Origin of the sequence: Syntrophomonas zehnderi OL-4 (assembly GCF_000983115.1) — a bacterium.
In the GTDB taxonomy this organism is placed as follows: Bacteria; Bacillota; Syntrophomonadia; order Syntrophomonadales; family Syntrophomonadaceae; genus Syntrophomonas_B; species Syntrophomonas_B zehnderi.
This window is the reverse complement of sequence record NZ_CGIH01000002.1, coordinates 37,402-54,489: the sequence shown is the minus strand read 5'-3', so window position 1 is coordinate 54,489 and position 17,088 is coordinate 37,402. Positions and strand designations below refer to the sequence as shown.

14 protein-coding genes are annotated in these 17,088 nt (G+C 42.6%); 12 read left to right on the top strand and 2 right to left on the bottom strand.

The window, feature by feature from the left end; translation table 11 throughout:
- Window positions 1-15: 15 nt before the first annotated feature.
- The 4 genes from AAV90_RS00315 (at window position 16) to AAV90_RS00300 (ending at window position 4,564) form a co-directional block, all read left to right on the top strand.
- Complete coding sequence (locus AAV90_RS00315; protein ID WP_046494610.1) at window positions 16-441, top strand: MarR family winged helix-turn-helix transcriptional regulator; 426 nt, start codon at window positions 16-18, stop codon at window positions 439-441.
- A 159-nt stretch (window positions 442-600) separates the two neighbouring features.
- Window positions 601-783: a hypothetical protein gene (locus AAV90_RS00310; RefSeq protein ID WP_046494608.1), complete on the top strand. Its 183-nt coding sequence runs from the start codon at window positions 601-603 to the stop codon at window positions 781-783.
- Window positions 784-990: 207 nt separating this feature from the next.
- Window positions 991-3,090 carry an efflux RND transporter permease subunit gene (locus AAV90_RS00305; protein WP_046494605.1) on the top strand — a complete coding sequence of 700 codons (2,100 nt, stop codon included), beginning with the start codon at window positions 991-993 and terminating at the stop codon, window positions 3,088-3,090.
- The gene (locus AAV90_RS00300) at window positions 3,071-4,564 is read left to right on the top strand and encodes a hypothetical protein (protein WP_046494603.1); all 1,494 of its coding nucleotides are present in this window, start codon (window positions 3,071-3,073) and stop codon (window positions 4,562-4,564) included. Before AAV90_RS00305 ends, AAV90_RS00300 begins: the two co-directional genes overlap by 20 nt.
- Before the next feature lie 171 nt (window positions 4,565-4,735).
- On the opposite strand, the gene AAV90_RS00295 is transcribed toward AAV90_RS00300, so the two are convergent.
- Entirely contained in the window at window positions 4,736-5,797 is a 1,062-nt protein-coding gene (locus AAV90_RS00295) for a DUF2225 domain-containing protein (RefSeq protein ID WP_046494601.1), read from the bottom strand.
- 144 nt (window positions 5,798-5,941) lie between these two features.
- Here AAV90_RS00295 and AAV90_RS00290 point away from each other — a divergent pair, with 144 nt between their 5' ends.
- The gene (locus AAV90_RS00290) at window positions 5,942-8,050 is read left to right on the top strand and encodes a sigma 54-interacting transcriptional regulator (protein WP_046494599.1); all 2,109 of its coding nucleotides are present in this window, start codon (window positions 5,942-5,944) and stop codon (window positions 8,048-8,050) included.
- A gap of 107 nt (window positions 8,051-8,157) precedes the next feature.
- Here AAV90_RS00290 and AAV90_RS00285 read toward each other — a convergent pair whose 3' ends face one another.
- The gene (locus AAV90_RS00285; RefSeq protein ID WP_046494700.1) at window positions 8,158-9,516 is read right to left on the bottom strand and encodes an acetyl-CoA hydrolase/transferase family protein; all 1,359 of its coding nucleotides are present in this window, start codon (window positions 9,514-9,516) and stop codon (window positions 8,158-8,160) included.
- A gap of 510 nt (window positions 9,517-10,026) precedes the next feature.
- On the opposite strand from AAV90_RS00285, the gene AAV90_RS00280 reads away from it, so the two are divergent.
- The 7 genes from AAV90_RS00280 (at window position 10,027) to AAV90_RS00250 (ending at window position 17,053) form a co-directional block, all read left to right on the top strand.
- Complete coding sequence (locus AAV90_RS00280) at window positions 10,027-10,593, top strand: DUF366 family protein (protein WP_046494597.1); 567 nt, start codon at window positions 10,027-10,029, stop codon at window positions 10,591-10,593.
- 72 nt (window positions 10,594-10,665) lie between these two features.
- On the top strand, window positions 10,666-10,851 hold the full coding sequence (locus AAV90_RS00275; protein WP_046494595.1) for a YpmA family protein: 186 nt from the start codon (window positions 10,666-10,668) through the stop codon (window positions 10,849-10,851).
- A gap of 24 nt (window positions 10,852-10,875) precedes the next feature.
- Window positions 10,876-11,436 (top strand): signal peptidase I, encoded by a 561-nt coding sequence (lepB, locus tag AAV90_RS00270; protein ID WP_046494594.1) that lies wholly within the window; start codon window positions 10,876-10,878, stop codon window positions 11,434-11,436.
- On the top strand, window positions 11,414-12,193 hold the full coding sequence (surE, locus tag AAV90_RS00265) for a 5'/3'-nucleotidase SurE (protein WP_046494592.1): 780 nt from the start codon (window positions 11,414-11,416) through the stop codon (window positions 12,191-12,193). The genes lepB and surE overlap by 23 nt, the downstream gene beginning before the upstream one ends.
- 141 nt (window positions 12,194-12,334) lie before the next feature.
- Window positions 12,335-14,374 carry an elongation factor G gene (gene fusA / locus AAV90_RS00260; RefSeq protein WP_046494590.1) on the top strand — a complete coding sequence of 680 codons (2,040 nt, stop codon included), beginning with the start codon at window positions 12,335-12,337 and terminating at the stop codon, window positions 14,372-14,374.
- Between the two features lie 432 nt (window positions 14,375-14,806).
- Entirely contained in the window at window positions 14,807-15,709 is a 903-nt protein-coding gene (locus AAV90_RS00255; protein ID WP_046494588.1) for an AMP-binding protein, read from the top strand.
- 273 nt (window positions 15,710-15,982) lie between these two features.
- The gene (locus AAV90_RS00250) at window positions 15,983-17,053 is read left to right on the top strand and encodes a mechanosensitive ion channel family protein (protein ID WP_046494698.1); all 1,071 of its coding nucleotides are present in this window, start codon (window positions 15,983-15,985) and stop codon (window positions 17,051-17,053) included.
- Window positions 17,054-17,088: the final 35 nt, after the last annotated feature.

Genomic DNA, 17,088 nt, shown 5'->3' with positions numbered 1-17,088 from the left:
GCAGGTGAATCTTAAATGAGTGCTGACGATTTTGAAAGCCTGGATAAATTCTTTAGACTTTTAATTGACAAGTACAATCTTTTGGAGGAGGAACATTACCGTGAGCAGGGTTTAGAACATCTTAGCCCGGCAGATTTGCGAGCCGTGCATACTATTGGACTTACCAGGAAGGAAAGGATGACCAACCTGGCCAAACATCTGCGTCTCACCGTTGGTACGCTTACTACTACCGTTGATCGTTTAGTTGCCAGAGGTTACGTTTTAAGGGATCGGCTGGAAAATGATCGCCGGGTTGTGGAGGTTAGACTATCCCATCGGGGAAAAGAGGTGTTTGATGATATTCAGATCAGTAAAAAAAGCTCGGCCGAAAAACTCTTTGGTCAATTAAGCCAAGACGAGAGAAAGATTTTTAAGGAAATTATAATGAAATTAGTAGAATAGGCAGTACCTTTTTTTATGCAATTAGTTTGATATTCAAAGTAATTGCATATCAAAATATATATTTAATAATCTGTATTGGAAGGGGATGTAGAAAATCGAGGAACATAAGGCTGATTTAACCTTGCATCAAGAAAATAAAATCATATTGGAGAGATGAAAATGAGAGACTGGCATATAAAGATGCATAACTATCGTAAGCTGGGAATGATAATCGTTATTTTTATGGCAATCGTTGTGCTAACTGGGTTAACCGAAAGCCAAGTTAGTTCTAATTTACTGCAAACTCTGCCTCCTGATCTGAATTCCTTGCAGGGTCATGCAATCTTTCAGAACCTGTTATAAACGGTAACAGATAGGGTATGGATTATTAAAAAGTATGACCGCCAGAATTACACATGGATTTAGGCTGCATCCTAAGGGTCGCTATTAAATTTTTGTGCCTAAAAGCAATTTCTTGTGTAACTGAATTACTTATAATGGTATTTTTGGGAGTCATAAGTAATTTAATCATCTGATTTAAACTTGTAGTACAAGGAGTGATAGAAATAAATGAAGTCTTTTAGTCAGTGGGTAGTCAGGCATTACAAGTTTATCATTTTGTTTTGTGCTCTGTTGCTGATACCTGGATTTTACGGTATGTCAGCAACCAAGATAAACTATGATCTGTTAACCTATTTACCTCAGGAACTCAATTCAGTTCAGGGTCAAAACATTTTAGAAAAGGATTTTGGAGTTGCCGGCAACGCTTTTCTGCTGGTAGAAGATCAAGAAGATTGGCAGGTTCAAAATCTGAAAAAGAAGATTGAGAAAATCGATGGGGTAGAAAAGGTTATCTGGATTGACAATTGGGCAGATATTACTATTCCCCGTGAATTTATTCCCGAAAAGGTCTGCGACCAATTCTATAATAAAGATGCGACCTTGATGCAGATACAGTTTATGGAAGGTTCTGGTTCGGAGCTGACGGTGGCGGCCATCGCTGAAATAAAGGATCTGCTTAACCGGAATATGTATTTGGGCGGCACCTCGGCTGTAATTTCCGATCTGCGCATATTGATGAACCATGAAAAAACAATATATCTAATACTGGCTGTGGTTTTAATCTTTTTTATTCTGTCTTTGACGTTAACCTCCACGATTGTGCCGGTATTATTCCTTGCCTCAATCGGTGCCGCCGTGGTATACAACCTGGGCAGCAATATATTTTTGGGAGATATATCTTATGTTACTAGTGCCATCGCGGCAGTATTGCAGCTAGGGGTAACCATGGACTTCTCCATATTCCTACTGCATCGCTACCAGGAGGAAAAGAACCGCCTGGGCAAGAAGGAAGCTGCCATGGAGGAAGCTATTCATAAAACCTTTGTAGCTATTGGTTCCAGTTCATTGACGGCTATAGCAGGTTTTTTGTCTTTGTCGGTTATGCAAATAGGTTTAGGCAAGGATATGGGGTTTGTTATGGCCAAGGGTGTGGCTCTGGGGGTTATCATATCTCTGACCTTGCTGCCATCTTTGATTCTGTTATGTGATGACCTAATCAGCCATTATAAGCATCGGGTTTTGCTGCCGAAATTTGAATGGACAGCCCGTTTGGTTTCCAAACGCTACTGGGTACTGGCAGGATTATTCGTTCTGCTGCTGTTCCCCGCGTTTTACGGTAAAGAAAATGTCCCGGTGTTTTACAATCTTTCTGACGCATTACCGCGGGAGATAGAATCAATTAAAAGCACTGATTATATCAAACAAAGATTCGGTTCTTCCGATACGCTTTTTCTTATCACGCCCTGTGACAAAGAATGGAAGTTAAAGGCATTAGCATCCCAGCTCAGTAAGGTTGACGGGGTTACCGGGGTAACTTCCATTACCGATGTCAAGGATATCGCCATACCGGATGAATATATCCCCAGTGATATTAAAGAGAGTTTCAGTAATGGCCAATATGACTACACCTTGATTCAATCAAAATATGCGCCTGCTGACGAACATGCGCCGGAAATGATAAAAGATATCCGCGCCCAAACTGCGCGTTACTTTCCGAATAGTTATCTAAGCGGGGAATCTGTGTTAACCGATGATATGATCAAGCTGGCAGACACGGACCAAAAAGAGGTAGATAAATGGTCGATCGGGGCAATACTCATCATTCTGGCGTTAACGTTTGGATCTATTACTTTGCCGTTACTGTTGGTACTGGTGATAGAGCTGGCTATATTTATTAATTTGGGGATTCCCTACTATACCAATACAACCATACCCTTTATCGCGGTTATGACGATTGGGGCAATCCAGCTGGGCTCCTGCATAAACTATGCAATTCTGATGGTCACCCGCTACAAGGAAGAACTGGCGGTTCATGACAAATATAATGCCATCCGCAATGCGGTTCAGGGAACCGGCGGGTCGATAGTAACCAGTGCCTTGGCTTTAGCCTTTGCAACCATCGGGGTTGGCTTTATATCTAAAGTGGATATGATTGGTTCTTTGAGTATGATGATTGCTCGGGGAGCGGTTATAAGCATGCTGGCGATACTCTTTTTCCTGCCCCCGTTGTTAGTAATTTGTCAAGAACTGATTGCTGCTACCAGCTTGCGCTGGCACAAGGGACTTAAAAATGAAGGAGGAGAAGGAATTGAAAAAACAATCTCATAAAAAATACGCCTTTATTATTACCATAGCTGCAGTACTCGGCCTGGTTTTTACCACCCCGATGCTGGCTCAAACAGTTCATAAAACACCTGAAAAACCAAAAGTTGCTTTAGCCCAAAAGGGAACATCCGGACAGGAAAGCAAAGCTGCGGCAGAAGCCAAAGGAGATGTTAGTAAAAACGAAACCGTTTATGTCAAGCTTAATGCCGATGGTGCAGTAAAAGACACCACCGTGGTTAGCTGGTTCCATTTTGATGGTAATGTGCCCGAAAACATAAAAGATCCAGTGCAGTTGGAGCAGATAAAAGCACTAAACGGATCATTTAAGGTGAAGAAATCAGCTGATGGGGTAGTATTGTCTGATTTAAACAGCGATCAAAAAGACATCTATTATTCCGGGAAGACCAAACAGGCACTGCCAATTAAAACATCTATACAATATTATTTAAATGGCAAAGCTGTTAATCCGGAACGACTTCCTGGCAAATCAGGAGAAGTGAAGATAGTAGTAAAAATCGATAACCAGATGAAAAGTCAGGAAACCCTGGCTTATACCAATGCAGGACAGGTGCAGCATGCTACGCGGGAAGTGTATACACCGCTAATGACCATGGTTTCAGTAGATTTGCCCATCGAGAAATTTAGTCAGGTAGATGCACCTGAAGGTATGGTAACAGTAGTTGGGGAGAAGATGAAAGTCAACTGGGTACTCTTCCCTTATCCAGAGGCGGAGGCCGTTTTGACGATGCAGGCAAAGGACTTCGAAATGGATGCTATTAATATGGTGGTTCAGCCTAAGATGCCGCCTTTGCCGGATATAGACATGGAGAGCAAATTAAGTGAGTTAAGTGAGGGAATAACTCAACTCGATCAAGCCCTGGAACAGGTTGAAGACGGAAGTAAACAACTGGCAGACGGGCAAAGCAAGTTAGCAGACGCAGTCAATAAAATCAAATCAGGAATTGGGCAATTAATAGCTCTTAATAAAGCCGAAGAACAATTGGCTCAAGGCGCTTTGCTGATAAACGGTAAAATGATTGAAAGTATACAGGCCTATGCCGACAACCCAGCGGTCGGAGGTATTATTAAGCCTTTACTGGTTGGTCTGGAGAAACAAAAATCTACGCTTACCACGCTGGTGCAGGGCGGAGAAGTAAATGGTCAAAAACTGCCGCCCATGTCTGTTACCAGCAATTCATTGGAGTCAGCCCAAAATGCCTTGGGGCAGGTGGCCGAAGGCTCCAACTCTTCCCGCCAGGCCGCTGAAAAAATAAATAGCGGTATAGGTCAGATCCGTCAGCAAGGAATTAATTCAATTCGTTCAGGAATTGACCAATCCGTTAATGAGTTGCATATTGGCGAGGCCCAAAAACGCGTTATGGAAACCAAAGTTGACCGTTTTGATACTTATATGGGCAAGGATGCCAATGTAGCAGGCAAAGTGCAGTTTGTAATCCAAACCGAAGAACTTAGATAAGTAAACAACGCCCAGAGTACCGCTTAAGGTGCCCTGGGCGTTTGTTCTTATATTTTAAGTTTTGCATAGATTATTTGAAGAAGCTGTAATTGGCGTGCGATATATCCTAAAAGCCGCTGTCCCTCATTCAATACGGCCCCGTGCCGTTCCGTCAAGCTTATAAATCCGCAGTTAACTGTTTTTGGAGGATAACAGTTCCAACCAAACGGTTTTAAGCTCAGTCTCGCTGGAGAATTGGGTTGGTATTTCGCCTTCCAGGTATTCTTGGCAAGCATCCAACAGAGAACGTAATACCTGTTCCTTGTTGACCAGATGCTTACTATGGTCATAACCCCGATTAACGATCTGATTTAGCCAATCGATTTGATCATTATATAGGTTTGCCATTATCTGCATAGTAGAACGGTTGCGGGCCGGCGGGGAACTATTACCAGTTGGAGAGGGTTCCTTGGTCTTATTTATATCATTTTTAGAGTGATTATCGGCGGTTACATGGTCTTGGGCTGATTTAGTTTGATTCGGCTGTACGGCCGTGCCCGCAGCTTTTTGTTGATGGGCTAGCTCTCTGGCGACCTGCCATTGATCCCGGGCCTGTTTTTCTATGGCCGGATTCGTTTTTATTTTCGGATGAACAATGGTACGGTTAAACCAGTTGACCGCTTCATTATAATTTCCGCGCCGCAAATGCAATTCGCCGATCAAGTAGGCTGCCTGAATATCAGTTAGATTGCCGATATGGGAGGATGATTTTTCAAAAGCCTGCAGGTAGTATTTTAAGGCCTCAGCCAGGTAGGTGTTTTCCAATTCTTCATGGTTAGCTTCCCGACATATCCAGGCAGCAGCCAGTAGCAGTCCAGCAAGTTCACCCGGCTCGGATTTTTTTAATTGGGAAGTACGAATGGCCATTTTAAAGGTCTCCAGAACCATATCCAGATCCCTCTCTTTACTAAAATCGGTGTCATTAGAAGGCAGCTGCGCCAATGCCAAGGCTAATTGCTCAACTATGGTTAAAGGCAATTCTTTGGCAAACAGATTGTTGGAGGCGGCATATTTGCATGCCGGACAAACTATAATTGAGTAATGAAGCGGGCTTATGTTTCGATAAGTACAGTGAAAATCTGATTCCCGTTTTTCCAGATAAATAGCGGAACTGCGTACAGACAGTGAAGTAAATTTTTTCTGACAGACTGGGCAAGTATAGTTGCGGTTATAAAAAGGATTTACCTGATTCATTATTATCACCTCAATAAATAAATTCTAAATTTGGTTTCTAAATCCTTTATTTTCACCAGGTTGGACTAAGTTATTACCTAATAGCAATTAATGGTAAAATAGACTAAATCAAATGGAATGAACATAAAAGGGAGAGGTGCATAAATGCAGGTCAAGAATTTTATGAGCCGGAAACTCTATATTTTGAAGCCGGATAATACGGTTAAAGAAACTGCCGAGCTGTTTCTTAAACAAAAAATTGATGGAGCAGCGGTTTTGGAAAATGGCAAGCTAGTCGGACTCCTTACCAAGACCCATTTGATTCGTTCCATAGCCGAAGGAACTGATCCGCAAACCGCAATAAAATACCTGATGACCACGAAGGTTGCTACGACCAGCCCGGATAGCGACATCAGGGAAAATGATATCATGAAAACAGGCCGTTACCCGGTAGTAGAAAACGGAGAATTAGTAGGTATGCTTACTAAATCTGATATAATGGTGGCTCTTAATGAAATAATCGATACGATTTCCGGACAGATGGAAGCAGTAATCAATTCTGCTTATAATCCCATCGTCGCCATTGACAAGCAGGGAAGTATCGTTATTTGGAATCAGGCTGCAGAGAAGATGACCAATCTTAACAGCAAGGTGGTGCTGGGCAAATTTATTAATGAAATTATCCCGGAAAGCGATTTGCTCAAAATTGTAAGAACAGGAGAAAGTGAATACGGTGTCCGTTTGAAGATCGGGTCGATGACCACCATTACCAATCGTGCTCCTATCATTAAAAACAACGAGATTATTGGAGCTGTAGCTGTTCTGTATGATGTCTCAGAACTTGAAAAGGTATCGCGGGAATTGGAATATGTTAAGGAACTGAATGCGGAAATGGATGCTATCATTGATTCATCTTTTGATGGGTTATATATTACCGATGGCAACGGAATGACCATTCGGATAAACAAAGCTATTAAACGGATTACGGATCTGGGTGAAAATGAGCTTCTCAATAAAAACATGAGCGAACTGGTAGATACCGGTATTTTATCACGTTCTGCCAGTTTAATGGTACTGGAAAAGAAGATGCCGGTCACCACCAGTCTTACCACCATAACCGGAAAACTTCTGCTGGTCAGCGCCACACCTGTATTTGACGAGAATGGCGATATCTGCAGGATTGTAACTAATGTGCGCGATATAAGTGAACTTAATCGGCTCAAGCAAAAGATTGAACAATTGGAGGAGCTAAAAAATCATTTCGAGTTTCAGATGAACCAGATGAAAATCAAGCTTTCCGGGAATCTGGTCTTTAAGGATCAACATATGGAAAGATTGGTGTATCAGGCGGTAAAGGTCGCCGAAGTAGATTCGACCGTTTTAATTACTGGTGAGTCCGGGGTAGGCAAAGAATTGATTGCGGAAATAATTCATGAAAACAGCCATCGCAAAAACGGACCCTATATAAAATTAAACTGTGCGGCCATACCGGAAAACCTTTTGGAATCAGAGCTTTTTGGATATGAAGCGGGTGCTTTTACCGGAGCCCGCAAAGGCGGCAAACCGGGAATCTTTGAACTGGCGCATGAAGGTACGCTTTTGTTGGATGAGATAGGTGACGTGCCGATTCATTTGCAGGTGAAATTACTGCGGGTGATACAGGAGCGTGAGATTATCCGTATAGGCGGAACCAGGCCTATAAAGGTGGATGTAAGAATTATTGCGGTAACGAATCAGGACCTGGAAAACATGATCCGCCAGGGCCAGTTCCGGGAAGATCTATTCTACCGCTTAAATGTGATCCCCCTGCGTATTCCCTCGTTAAGGGAGAGGCGGGAAGATATTCCCCTATTAGCCCACTACTTTATTAATAAATATAATCGGCGTTATGGACTTAATAAAAGCCTGGATCCGGATATAATTGACGTCCTGCTTAAATATGATTGGCCCGGTAATATTCGCCAATTGGAAAACTTGGTGGAAAGGCTGGTTGTTACTACCGGACCTGATTTAATAAGGCTAAAAAATCTGCCGACCAGTATAATGCTGGAACAGCATGACAAGATTAATCATGAACAACCCATCATTGTCAATCAAATTATCCCCCTGAAGGCGGCGGTAGAAACCGTTGAAAAGCTGCTGTTGGAGAGAACGTTTACGTTAGTCAATTCCTGCCATAAAGCTGCCGAGATACTGGAAGTCAACCCTTCCACCATATCCCGTAAAGCCCACAAATATGGAATGAGGCTGGAAGTAGAAGCAGGCCAGGGTTAAAATAAGCAGCTGTGGAATCCGGAGAAACCCCCGGATTCCGCAACCATTCTACCATTAGTATCCATTTCAATTTCCGGCAACCTTGGTTAACTTCCTCTATCCAAGTTCTAGTGTGTTGATGCAATTTTATTGGTCTTGACCCAGATTTTCATGGCTTCCGCTTCTTTAATCAGGCCATCGCGAAAATCGGGGTGAGCAATATTAATTAAGGCTTCGGCTCTTTCCCAGGTTGATTTGGCTTTAAGGCAGGCGATACCATATTCGGTAACAACATAGTAAACGATGGAGCGTGGAACGGTCACTATCGTACCCGGAGAGAGGGTAGGCCTAATGCGAGAGACTACACTGCCGTCTGATTTGGTTTTGGTGGAACTCATACAGATAAAGCCTTTACCGCCCTTGGATTTAAAGGATGCATGAATAAAATCCAGCTGCCCGCCGGTTCCGGATATTTGCCGGATTCCGGTCGATTCGGATGCAACCTGACTAAAAAGGTCAATTTCGATAGCATTATTAATGGCAAATACCTTATCATTTCTGGCAATGATATAAGGATCATTGGTGTAATTGACTGGATAACTGGCACAGGCTGGATTGTTGTCCAGGAAATCATAGAGCTTGTTGGTACCCATAGCGAATGTATAGACCATCTTGCCAACATCGATGGTTTTACGTTTGCCGTTTATACAACCAGCCTGGTACATATCTACATAGGAGTCAACCAGCATTTCAGTATGCACGCCTAAATCTTTTAAATCCGATTGGGCAATCATGGCTCCAACGGCATTAGGCATGGCTCCGATACCTAACTGGATACAGGCACCATCTTCCATCTCCTTCATTATTATAGATGCGACCTGGCGGTCAACTTCATTTACCGGGGTTTCGGGCAGATTTAAAAGAGGCGGGTTGGTTTTGCTTTCCACTATATAGTCGACATCCGAAATATGAATCGATTCGCGGCTTCCCCCCAAGCATACAGGTACACTTTGGTTTACCTCAACGATTAAAAACTTGGCTTTTTGCGCCAAGTGGGCCGTAATAGAGTTAGAGGTGCCCAGGTTGAAGAACCCGTTTTTGTCCATAGGGGCGGTAAGGACAAAGGCAACGTCACAATCTACATAACGATCTACCATCTCCGGGCCTTCGTGATAGGTAAGGGGCACATAGTTGCACAGATTATTTCCGTAAATTGCCCGGGAAAATCCGGAAAAATGCCAGTCGTTAAAGATAAAATGCTTACGGCTGGTATCAGCCTTGATTATTTCGGGTACCATGGTAATACATACGGCTCTGACCTTAACGTCTTCTAATTCATCTTTGCGCCGGGCCAATGCGGCATCGCAGTCCTTGGCCTGCATAACGAATTCCCCGTATTCAACCCAATCACCGGATTTGACAACTTTGACGGCTTCGTCTGCACTCCGAAGCTTGCTTTTATATTCTTGTATATACCTTTGCGGCATATCCACATTCATCCCTCCTTAATTTTTCATTGTAACTGCGGATTTTTTAATCATCTCCTGTTATTGGTTATTATCAGAACCACCCCCTTTTAAAAAATAATTACCGGTTTGCACATAAATAAATGCAATGAATGTGCCACGTTATATAAAAATAAGCATCGTCATAAAAAAAAACGGCATTTCCAGGCAGGAGGTTTGAAAATAACGAATTTGGAGAAGTTAGCATATAGATGGTTGTCATTTGGACGGTCGGCTGGCGAAAAGTCAGGCAGACTGAAAAATGCAAAATTGCCTTAATGATTGCCGATAAGTTATCCTGGGCTTAGCGATTATGATGTAAAACTGCAACAAAATTTGGCAGTTATGCAATAATCGTAAGGCAATTGTTAAGGCATAGGCACATAAAAATATATAACTTTACAACTGTAGGGATTTTTATAACCCAGAATACATGTTAATATTTATCTAATATGGTCTATTTACCTTTTAAAATGAAAGTGAGGATATGAAATGCTTAAGACTCTCGTGCATAAAGAAACCATTAATTATGATGGCAGTCAACTCCAGGCTCATTGGATTTACAAAAAATTCGGGCTGTTAGGTGATGCCGCCGTAGCATTTCGCGGGGAAGTAAAGGTTAGTCTGGATAAAATGATAGACTTGATCGATGTCAAGGTCAAAGAAGATATCTATTCACCCCTGATGCTGAATTTTATCATTGAACACTTTGACACTGATTTGGAATTGGCAGGCTACCGGCAACGTTTATTTATGGTAGTTATCAAGGAGGAACTAGAGCAATTTGAAATCCCGGTACAACGCATGGGTGACGACCTGTATGTGAATCGGGGCAAACTGTCGGTATCAATTGCCACCCGTTCATTGGTTTCCACCCTTATCCATGTCGGCTTGAATATTGAAACAGAAGGTACTCCGGTTAAAACTGCCGGACTGCGTGAACTGGGGATTGTAGATATTGATGCTTTTGCTGATAAGGTCATGCTCAGGTATAAAATGGAGTTGGAGCAAATCTATGAGTACCGCTGCAAGGTGAAAGGAATTGCCAATGAAAGCTAATCCGAAAGTCTTTTACTTGTAATAATGGCGATGAAACCTTACAATAAAATGATGTGGAAGGGGTAATAAACGTTGGGGGAAGAGTCCAGGGAACAGGGCAAACTTGAGTTGATCGCTTTTAAAAGTTTTTCCAGCAACGATGAGTTGGTGTATATAATTGACTTCTTAAACAAAAGCCTCAAGGATAAAAAAATCATGTTTGGTCTGACCAAGGATAAAGAAAATCAGCAAATGACTATTAATATCTATGAATTCTAATTCAAGAAACATTGGGGTGGGGTAATGAGCAAAGAAGTAAAAGACTTCTTCCGGGAAATGATTACAATTATCGTTATTGCCTTTATATTGGCTATGATATTGCGTACCTTTGTTATAGAAGGCAGGATTATCCCTTCGGGTTCCATGTTGCCAACCCTGCAATTGCAGGATCGGGTAATGGTTAACAAATTTATATATCATTTTAAGGAACCCCAGCGGGGAGATATAGTGGTATTTGCTCCTCCGGAGGTTTTAAATTCGAAAGACGATTACATAAAAAGAGTTATTGGCTTACCGGGTGATACGGTGGAGATGAAGAACAACCAGGTGTATATTAATAATAAGCCCCTTAAAGAACCGTATCTTGCCGAACCTTTAAACTACGAATACGGGCCGGTAGTCGTACCCGATAATTGCCTGCTGGTTTTAGGAGATAACCGCAACCATAGCTTTGATAGTCATATGTGGAATGCTTGGCTGACGAAAGACCGCATCAAAGGAAAGGCCTTCGTAATATACTGGCCGGTTAAGGAAATAAAGCTATTAGACCGGGGGGGATTGGATGAAAATACTGTTAACCAATGACGACGGTATCCAGGCTCAGGGTATTCATGCTCTGATTCAAGAGTTAAGTAACGTCGGGGAAATCTACCTGGCAGCACCCGATCGGGAACGCAGTGGTACCGGTCATTCGATAACTGTATTTGAACCGATAAAAGTCGTAAAAACCAAAATATCAGGTGTCAAGCAGAGCTGGATCATAGGAGGCACCCCGGTGGACTGCGTAAAGATGGCGCTGGCCCGCTTAATCGATGAAAAAATCGACCTGGTGGTTTCCGGTATTAATCATGGCTCCAATCTGGGAACCGATGTGCTTTATTCAGGGACGGTATCAGCCGCTGCGGAAGGTGTTATTATGGGTTCTCCTTCGCTGGCGGTGTCCCTTAACAGCCAGGACAATTTCGAGTTTGGTTTTGCCGCTCAATTCACCCGCCGGGTGGTTGATATGCTGACTAAACAAGGATTTGATAAAAATACGTTGATTAATATAAATATTCCTGATTTGCCCGAAAATGACATCAAGGGTATCAGGTTTACCAAACTTGGTTTGCGCAACTATGACAATCTTTTCGAAGAAAGACGGGATCCCCGCGGCAATACATATTACTGGCTGGGCGGGGGAGTTATGGACGAAGAACAGGATCCGGAAAGCGATGTCTATGCAGTTGATCAGGGATTCATAAGCGTCACTCCTATACACCTGGACTTGACTGATTATCAATTGATTAACCAATACCGCCGCATCTCACCAAAAGCCCTAAACAGATTACTGCAGAAATGACCCGATCAGGGTAAATGATAGCAATAGCCGGTCATGCTGACCACCGTCTAAGTTATTTATTTTGGAAAAAGTTTTTGCTAGTTAAGCTAAAGTATAGTACCATTTTTAACAGTTGTATAAATTTATTGAGGAGGTTATGGGATGAAGGTATACCCTACTAGCGGAATTCGCAATATTGCCCTGGTGGGCCATGGGGGTACCGGGAAGACTTCACTGGCGGAAGCCATGATTTATTCAACCGGTGCATTAAAAAGAATGGGAAAAGTCGATGATGGCAATACTGTAGCCGATTTTTTACCGGAAGAGGCTAAAAAGAAAATTACTATCAGCACTGCGCTGGTTCCATGCGAATACAGGGATTGCAAGATTAACATATTGGATACCCCGGGATATGCTGATTTTTATTTTGAGGTAGCAGGTGCTATGCGGGTCGTGGACAGTATGTTGCTGATGTTCTCTGCTACTGCCGGGCTTGAAGTTCAGACCCAGATAGCCTGGGAAGATTATCCCCAGGTTCCCAAAATAGCTTTTATTAATAAAATGGAACGTGAGAATGCTGATTTTTACAAGGTTTTAAGTGAGATGAAAGAGACTTTCTCGGACATAATCGTTCCCTTGCAACTCCCGATCGGAACAGCGGAGAGTTTTAAAGGGATAGTTGATTTAATTAAGATGAAGGCATATATCTTTGAAGCCGGCGGAAAAATGAGCGAACAAGAGATTCCGGCGGATATGATGGATGATGTGGAAACGTACAAGCTGGAAGTAATCGAGGCAGCGGCTGAAGCCAACGATGAATTATTGAGCAAATACCTGGAAGGTGAAGAACTAAGTGACGCGGAGATTGTTGCCGGAATCAAAGCCGCTGCCGTAGCAGGATCAGCGGTATTTGTGTTCTGCGGATCAGCTATTAACAGCATGGGCGTAACCCAACTGATGGACTTTATGGTTGATTGTTCGCCTACCCCCGATCACAATCAACTGTTGGCAGGCAAAGACATAGAAAAGGAGCCTTTCTCTGCCCAGGTATTTAAAACGATTGCCGACCCTTATATAGGACGTTTGAATATGTTTCGCGTTTTTACAGGTAAAATGAAAGCAGACAGCCCGGTCTATAATTCCACCAAAGAAAAAGAAGAAAAGATTACCCAACTATTGGTTATGACCGGCAAAGAACAATCTCCTGTTCCGGAGCTTAATGCCGGCGACATTGCTGCTGTGGCCAAGCTTTCCATAACCGGAACTTCTGACACGCTGTGTACCAAATCAAACCCGGTCGTTATGGATGCCATAGCCTTCCCTGAACCTTCTTTGAGTATGGCTATTGAACCTAAGAGTAAAGGCGATGAAGATAAATTAAGCGGTGCCCTGCAGAGACTGATTGAAGAGGATCCTACGATCAAAGTCCATAAAGATACGGAAACCCGCCAGACAATTTTAAAAACGATGGGTGATACCCACATGGATATTGTTATCGACAAACTGGCTCGTAAATTTGGGGTAGACGTAGTCAGCAAGGAAATGAAAATTCCCTACCGGGAAACCATCCGGGGTACGGTTGAAGTAGAAGGTAAACATAAGAAGCAGAGCGGCGGTCACGGCCAATACGGTCACGTTTGGATCAAGTTTGAACCTTTCGAAGATGGTGTCTTTGCGTTTGAAGAAAATGTTTTCGGTGGTTCGGTTCCCAAAAACTTCTTCCCGGCGGTAGAGAAAGGCTTACAGGAAGCACTGGAAGAAGGAGTTTTAGCTGGTTATCCGGTAACCAATATTAAAGCTACACTATATGATGGTTCTTATCATTCGGTAGACTCCTCCGAAATGGCTTTTAAAATGGCGGCCAAACTAGCCTTTAAAAAAGGTGTCGAAGCGGCCAAACCGGTTTTGCTGGAGCCGATAGTAAACGTGGAGGTTGAGATACCGGAAACTTATATGGGAGACATCATCGGTGATTTAAACAGTAAACGCGGACGGGTTCTGGGAATGGAACCGGTTGGCAAAAAACAACTGGTTAAGGCTCAGGTACCGCTATCAGAAATGGCACGTTACACCATTGATCTGAAGTCTATAACCCAGGGACGGGGCAAATTTAAAATGGAAGTTGACCATTACGAAGAAGTACCGGGCCAAGATGCAGAGAAAATCATAGCCAAGGCCAAGCAGGAACGAGAAGAGAAATAGGCTTAAATATTTATACAAACATTACCCGCAATTGAGACGCACCATCAGGGCGTTGATTGAGCGGGTTTGTTTTTTTGTGAGGGAGATAAAAAAGCGCATCGCCTGTCGAAAAATAATAGCAGTTGTTTATACCATATAGATTTACTGTTATGACATTTCATTATAAAATAAAAATATAACAATATACAAAAATCTGTGACAAATTATGATTTGTTAAGGCTTATTACCAAAAGCAGCAGGAATAAAATATTTATAATTGGTGATAAATTATGATAAGAGGATATGAAACGTAATATGTATGATGTAATATTACGCTTACTTTTTAATACTTCCCTGACAGTTGTGTGAAAACGTCTGACCCCCGGACGTAAATATTTGTTCTCTGTTGTTTCTCTTAGAGGGATTGTGTTTATAAGGAGGGAGGAATGTGCTATGGAGGAAACCAAAAGAAACGGAATTGAGATTCTAGACTATTTCCGTGTAAACCCGCCTACGATACCGCAAATGTTTTATAATACCGTAAAAAATGCCGGTAATCGTCCGGCCCATACTTTTAAATCAGGTCGGCAATGGAAAACCATCAGCTACAATGAATGGGCTACAATTTCTGAGGAAATTGCCCTGGCATTGATTCGACTGGGTTTAAAAAAAGGTGATGATGCATGTATTATGTCCAGGTTATCTGCTCCACGGGCTTGGGCAGATATGGGCATCATGCTGGCAGGAGCTGTTTCAACTACGATTACACCCCTGATCAGTGATGAAGAATTAGTATATATCCTTAACCGCTCCGATGTCAAAATAATGTTTGTTGAAAATGAAAAAATGCTCAACCGGGTGGTAGACTTGAGCGACCAGGCTCCCTCGCTGAAGGGAATTATCTGTTTGGATGAAGCATATTCAGGTAATCAGAAAACGACCTGGGGATTAGGCCAAATTCGGGATCTGAATAACGGAACTGATTCCCAGGCGGCTACCCAATTGCCGGAGCGTTGGCAGCATCTGACCGGTGATGATCCAGCTAGATTAAACTATACCATTGGAACGACTGGTCAGCTAAAGTGTTCGCAGATGAAACACAGAGAATGGGTTGACGGAGAAAGAGAAGGGCAGCGTAATATCCTCAGGGAAAACTTAAATGGCAGGTTAAACAACATTTATACTTCTATCATGCCGATAACCAGCATTAAAGAGCGCACCTTCGGTTTTTTTTCCATGGTAGCGATTGGGGCTGAGATAAAATACGGTGCCGGTCCATCCAATCTCAAGAACCTGCGCGAGCTGAAAACCATTCGCCAGCGCAACGAATACGGCAGCACCGGGACGTATTATTAGTAACCTTATTAATTTGGACACTGGCAGATGCTAAATAAGGACACTGGGGGCAGGCGTGCTTAATTTAATAATTGCCAAAGATAGAGGACGGAGTTATTAGCATAATTGCCGCAAAAGGCAGAAGTAAGCAATAACTTCGTCCTTTTGCATTTCTTGATTACTTTATAACCTGCTTACTTCATGATAAAATCTAGAAATGAAATCGTATAAGCATAATACAGATGGGATGGATCAGGAATGCTGGGGTTTTTAACGAATTTATATAACTTCTTTATGCAAAACACCACGGCTACTTTACGTATGGTACTGATAGCCTTGGTTATATTTTTACCATTTTACATTTTAAGCAAATGGTTTACCCAGGGATTATTTGATTTAATCTATAAGATTTCCGCCCGAACCGAATCTGAACTGGATGATAAGCTAATACTGGCCTTCAAGAAGCCAACGCGCTACTTATTTCTATTGGTGGGTCTGTATCTGGCCCTAATATATCTTCCGCTGAGCCCGGATATAGATGTCTTTATAAGCAAGGTCTTTCGTTCTGGTATAGTACTGCTTGTTGCCTGGGGGATATACGATCTGGCCGGGAATAACTCCTTTTTATCGCTGGAAATGAAAGAAAGGCTAAATATTGACGATATGCTGGTGCCTTTCTTTTCCAAAACATTCAGGTTTATAATCATTGCCTTGGCGCTAGTATTGATCGCTAACGAGTGGCACTATAACGTAAATGGCTTTATTGCCGGTCTGGGGCTTGGTGGATTGGCATTTGCCTTGGCTGCCAAGGATGCTCTGGCTAACATTTTCGGCGGAATCGTGATTATAATGGAAAAACCTTTTTCAATCGGCGACTGGGTGTTAAGTCCCAGTGTTGAAGGTATCGTAGAGGATATTACTTTTCGCAGCACTCGCTTTAGAACGTTTGATCAAGCACTGGTAACCGTACCAAATTCAACCCTGGCCAATGAGGCCATAACCAACTGGTCAAGGATGGGCAAACGCCGCGTAAGTTTTTATCTGGGTCTTAATTATGCAACACCCGTTGATAAAATAGAAAAAATAACACAGCGCATCGGTGCAATGTTAAAGGCACATCCAGAAATACATGAGGAAAACATATTGGTATCCTTTGAGTACTTTCAGGACAGCAAGCTAGACATTCTGGTGCAATATTATACCAAAACGACCATTAGAGGTGAGCATTTAAGAATTAAAGAGGAAATCAATCTGCAGATCATGAAGTATCTGCAAGAAGAAGGTGTATCCTTGGCTTTCCCCAGTCGCAGCGTTTATATAGAGTCCCCAATTAGCAAAGCAGAAGGGGCAGGCAACCTATCATAAGCTGATTAACGAAGCCAATTCAGTCCAGCTTTAGG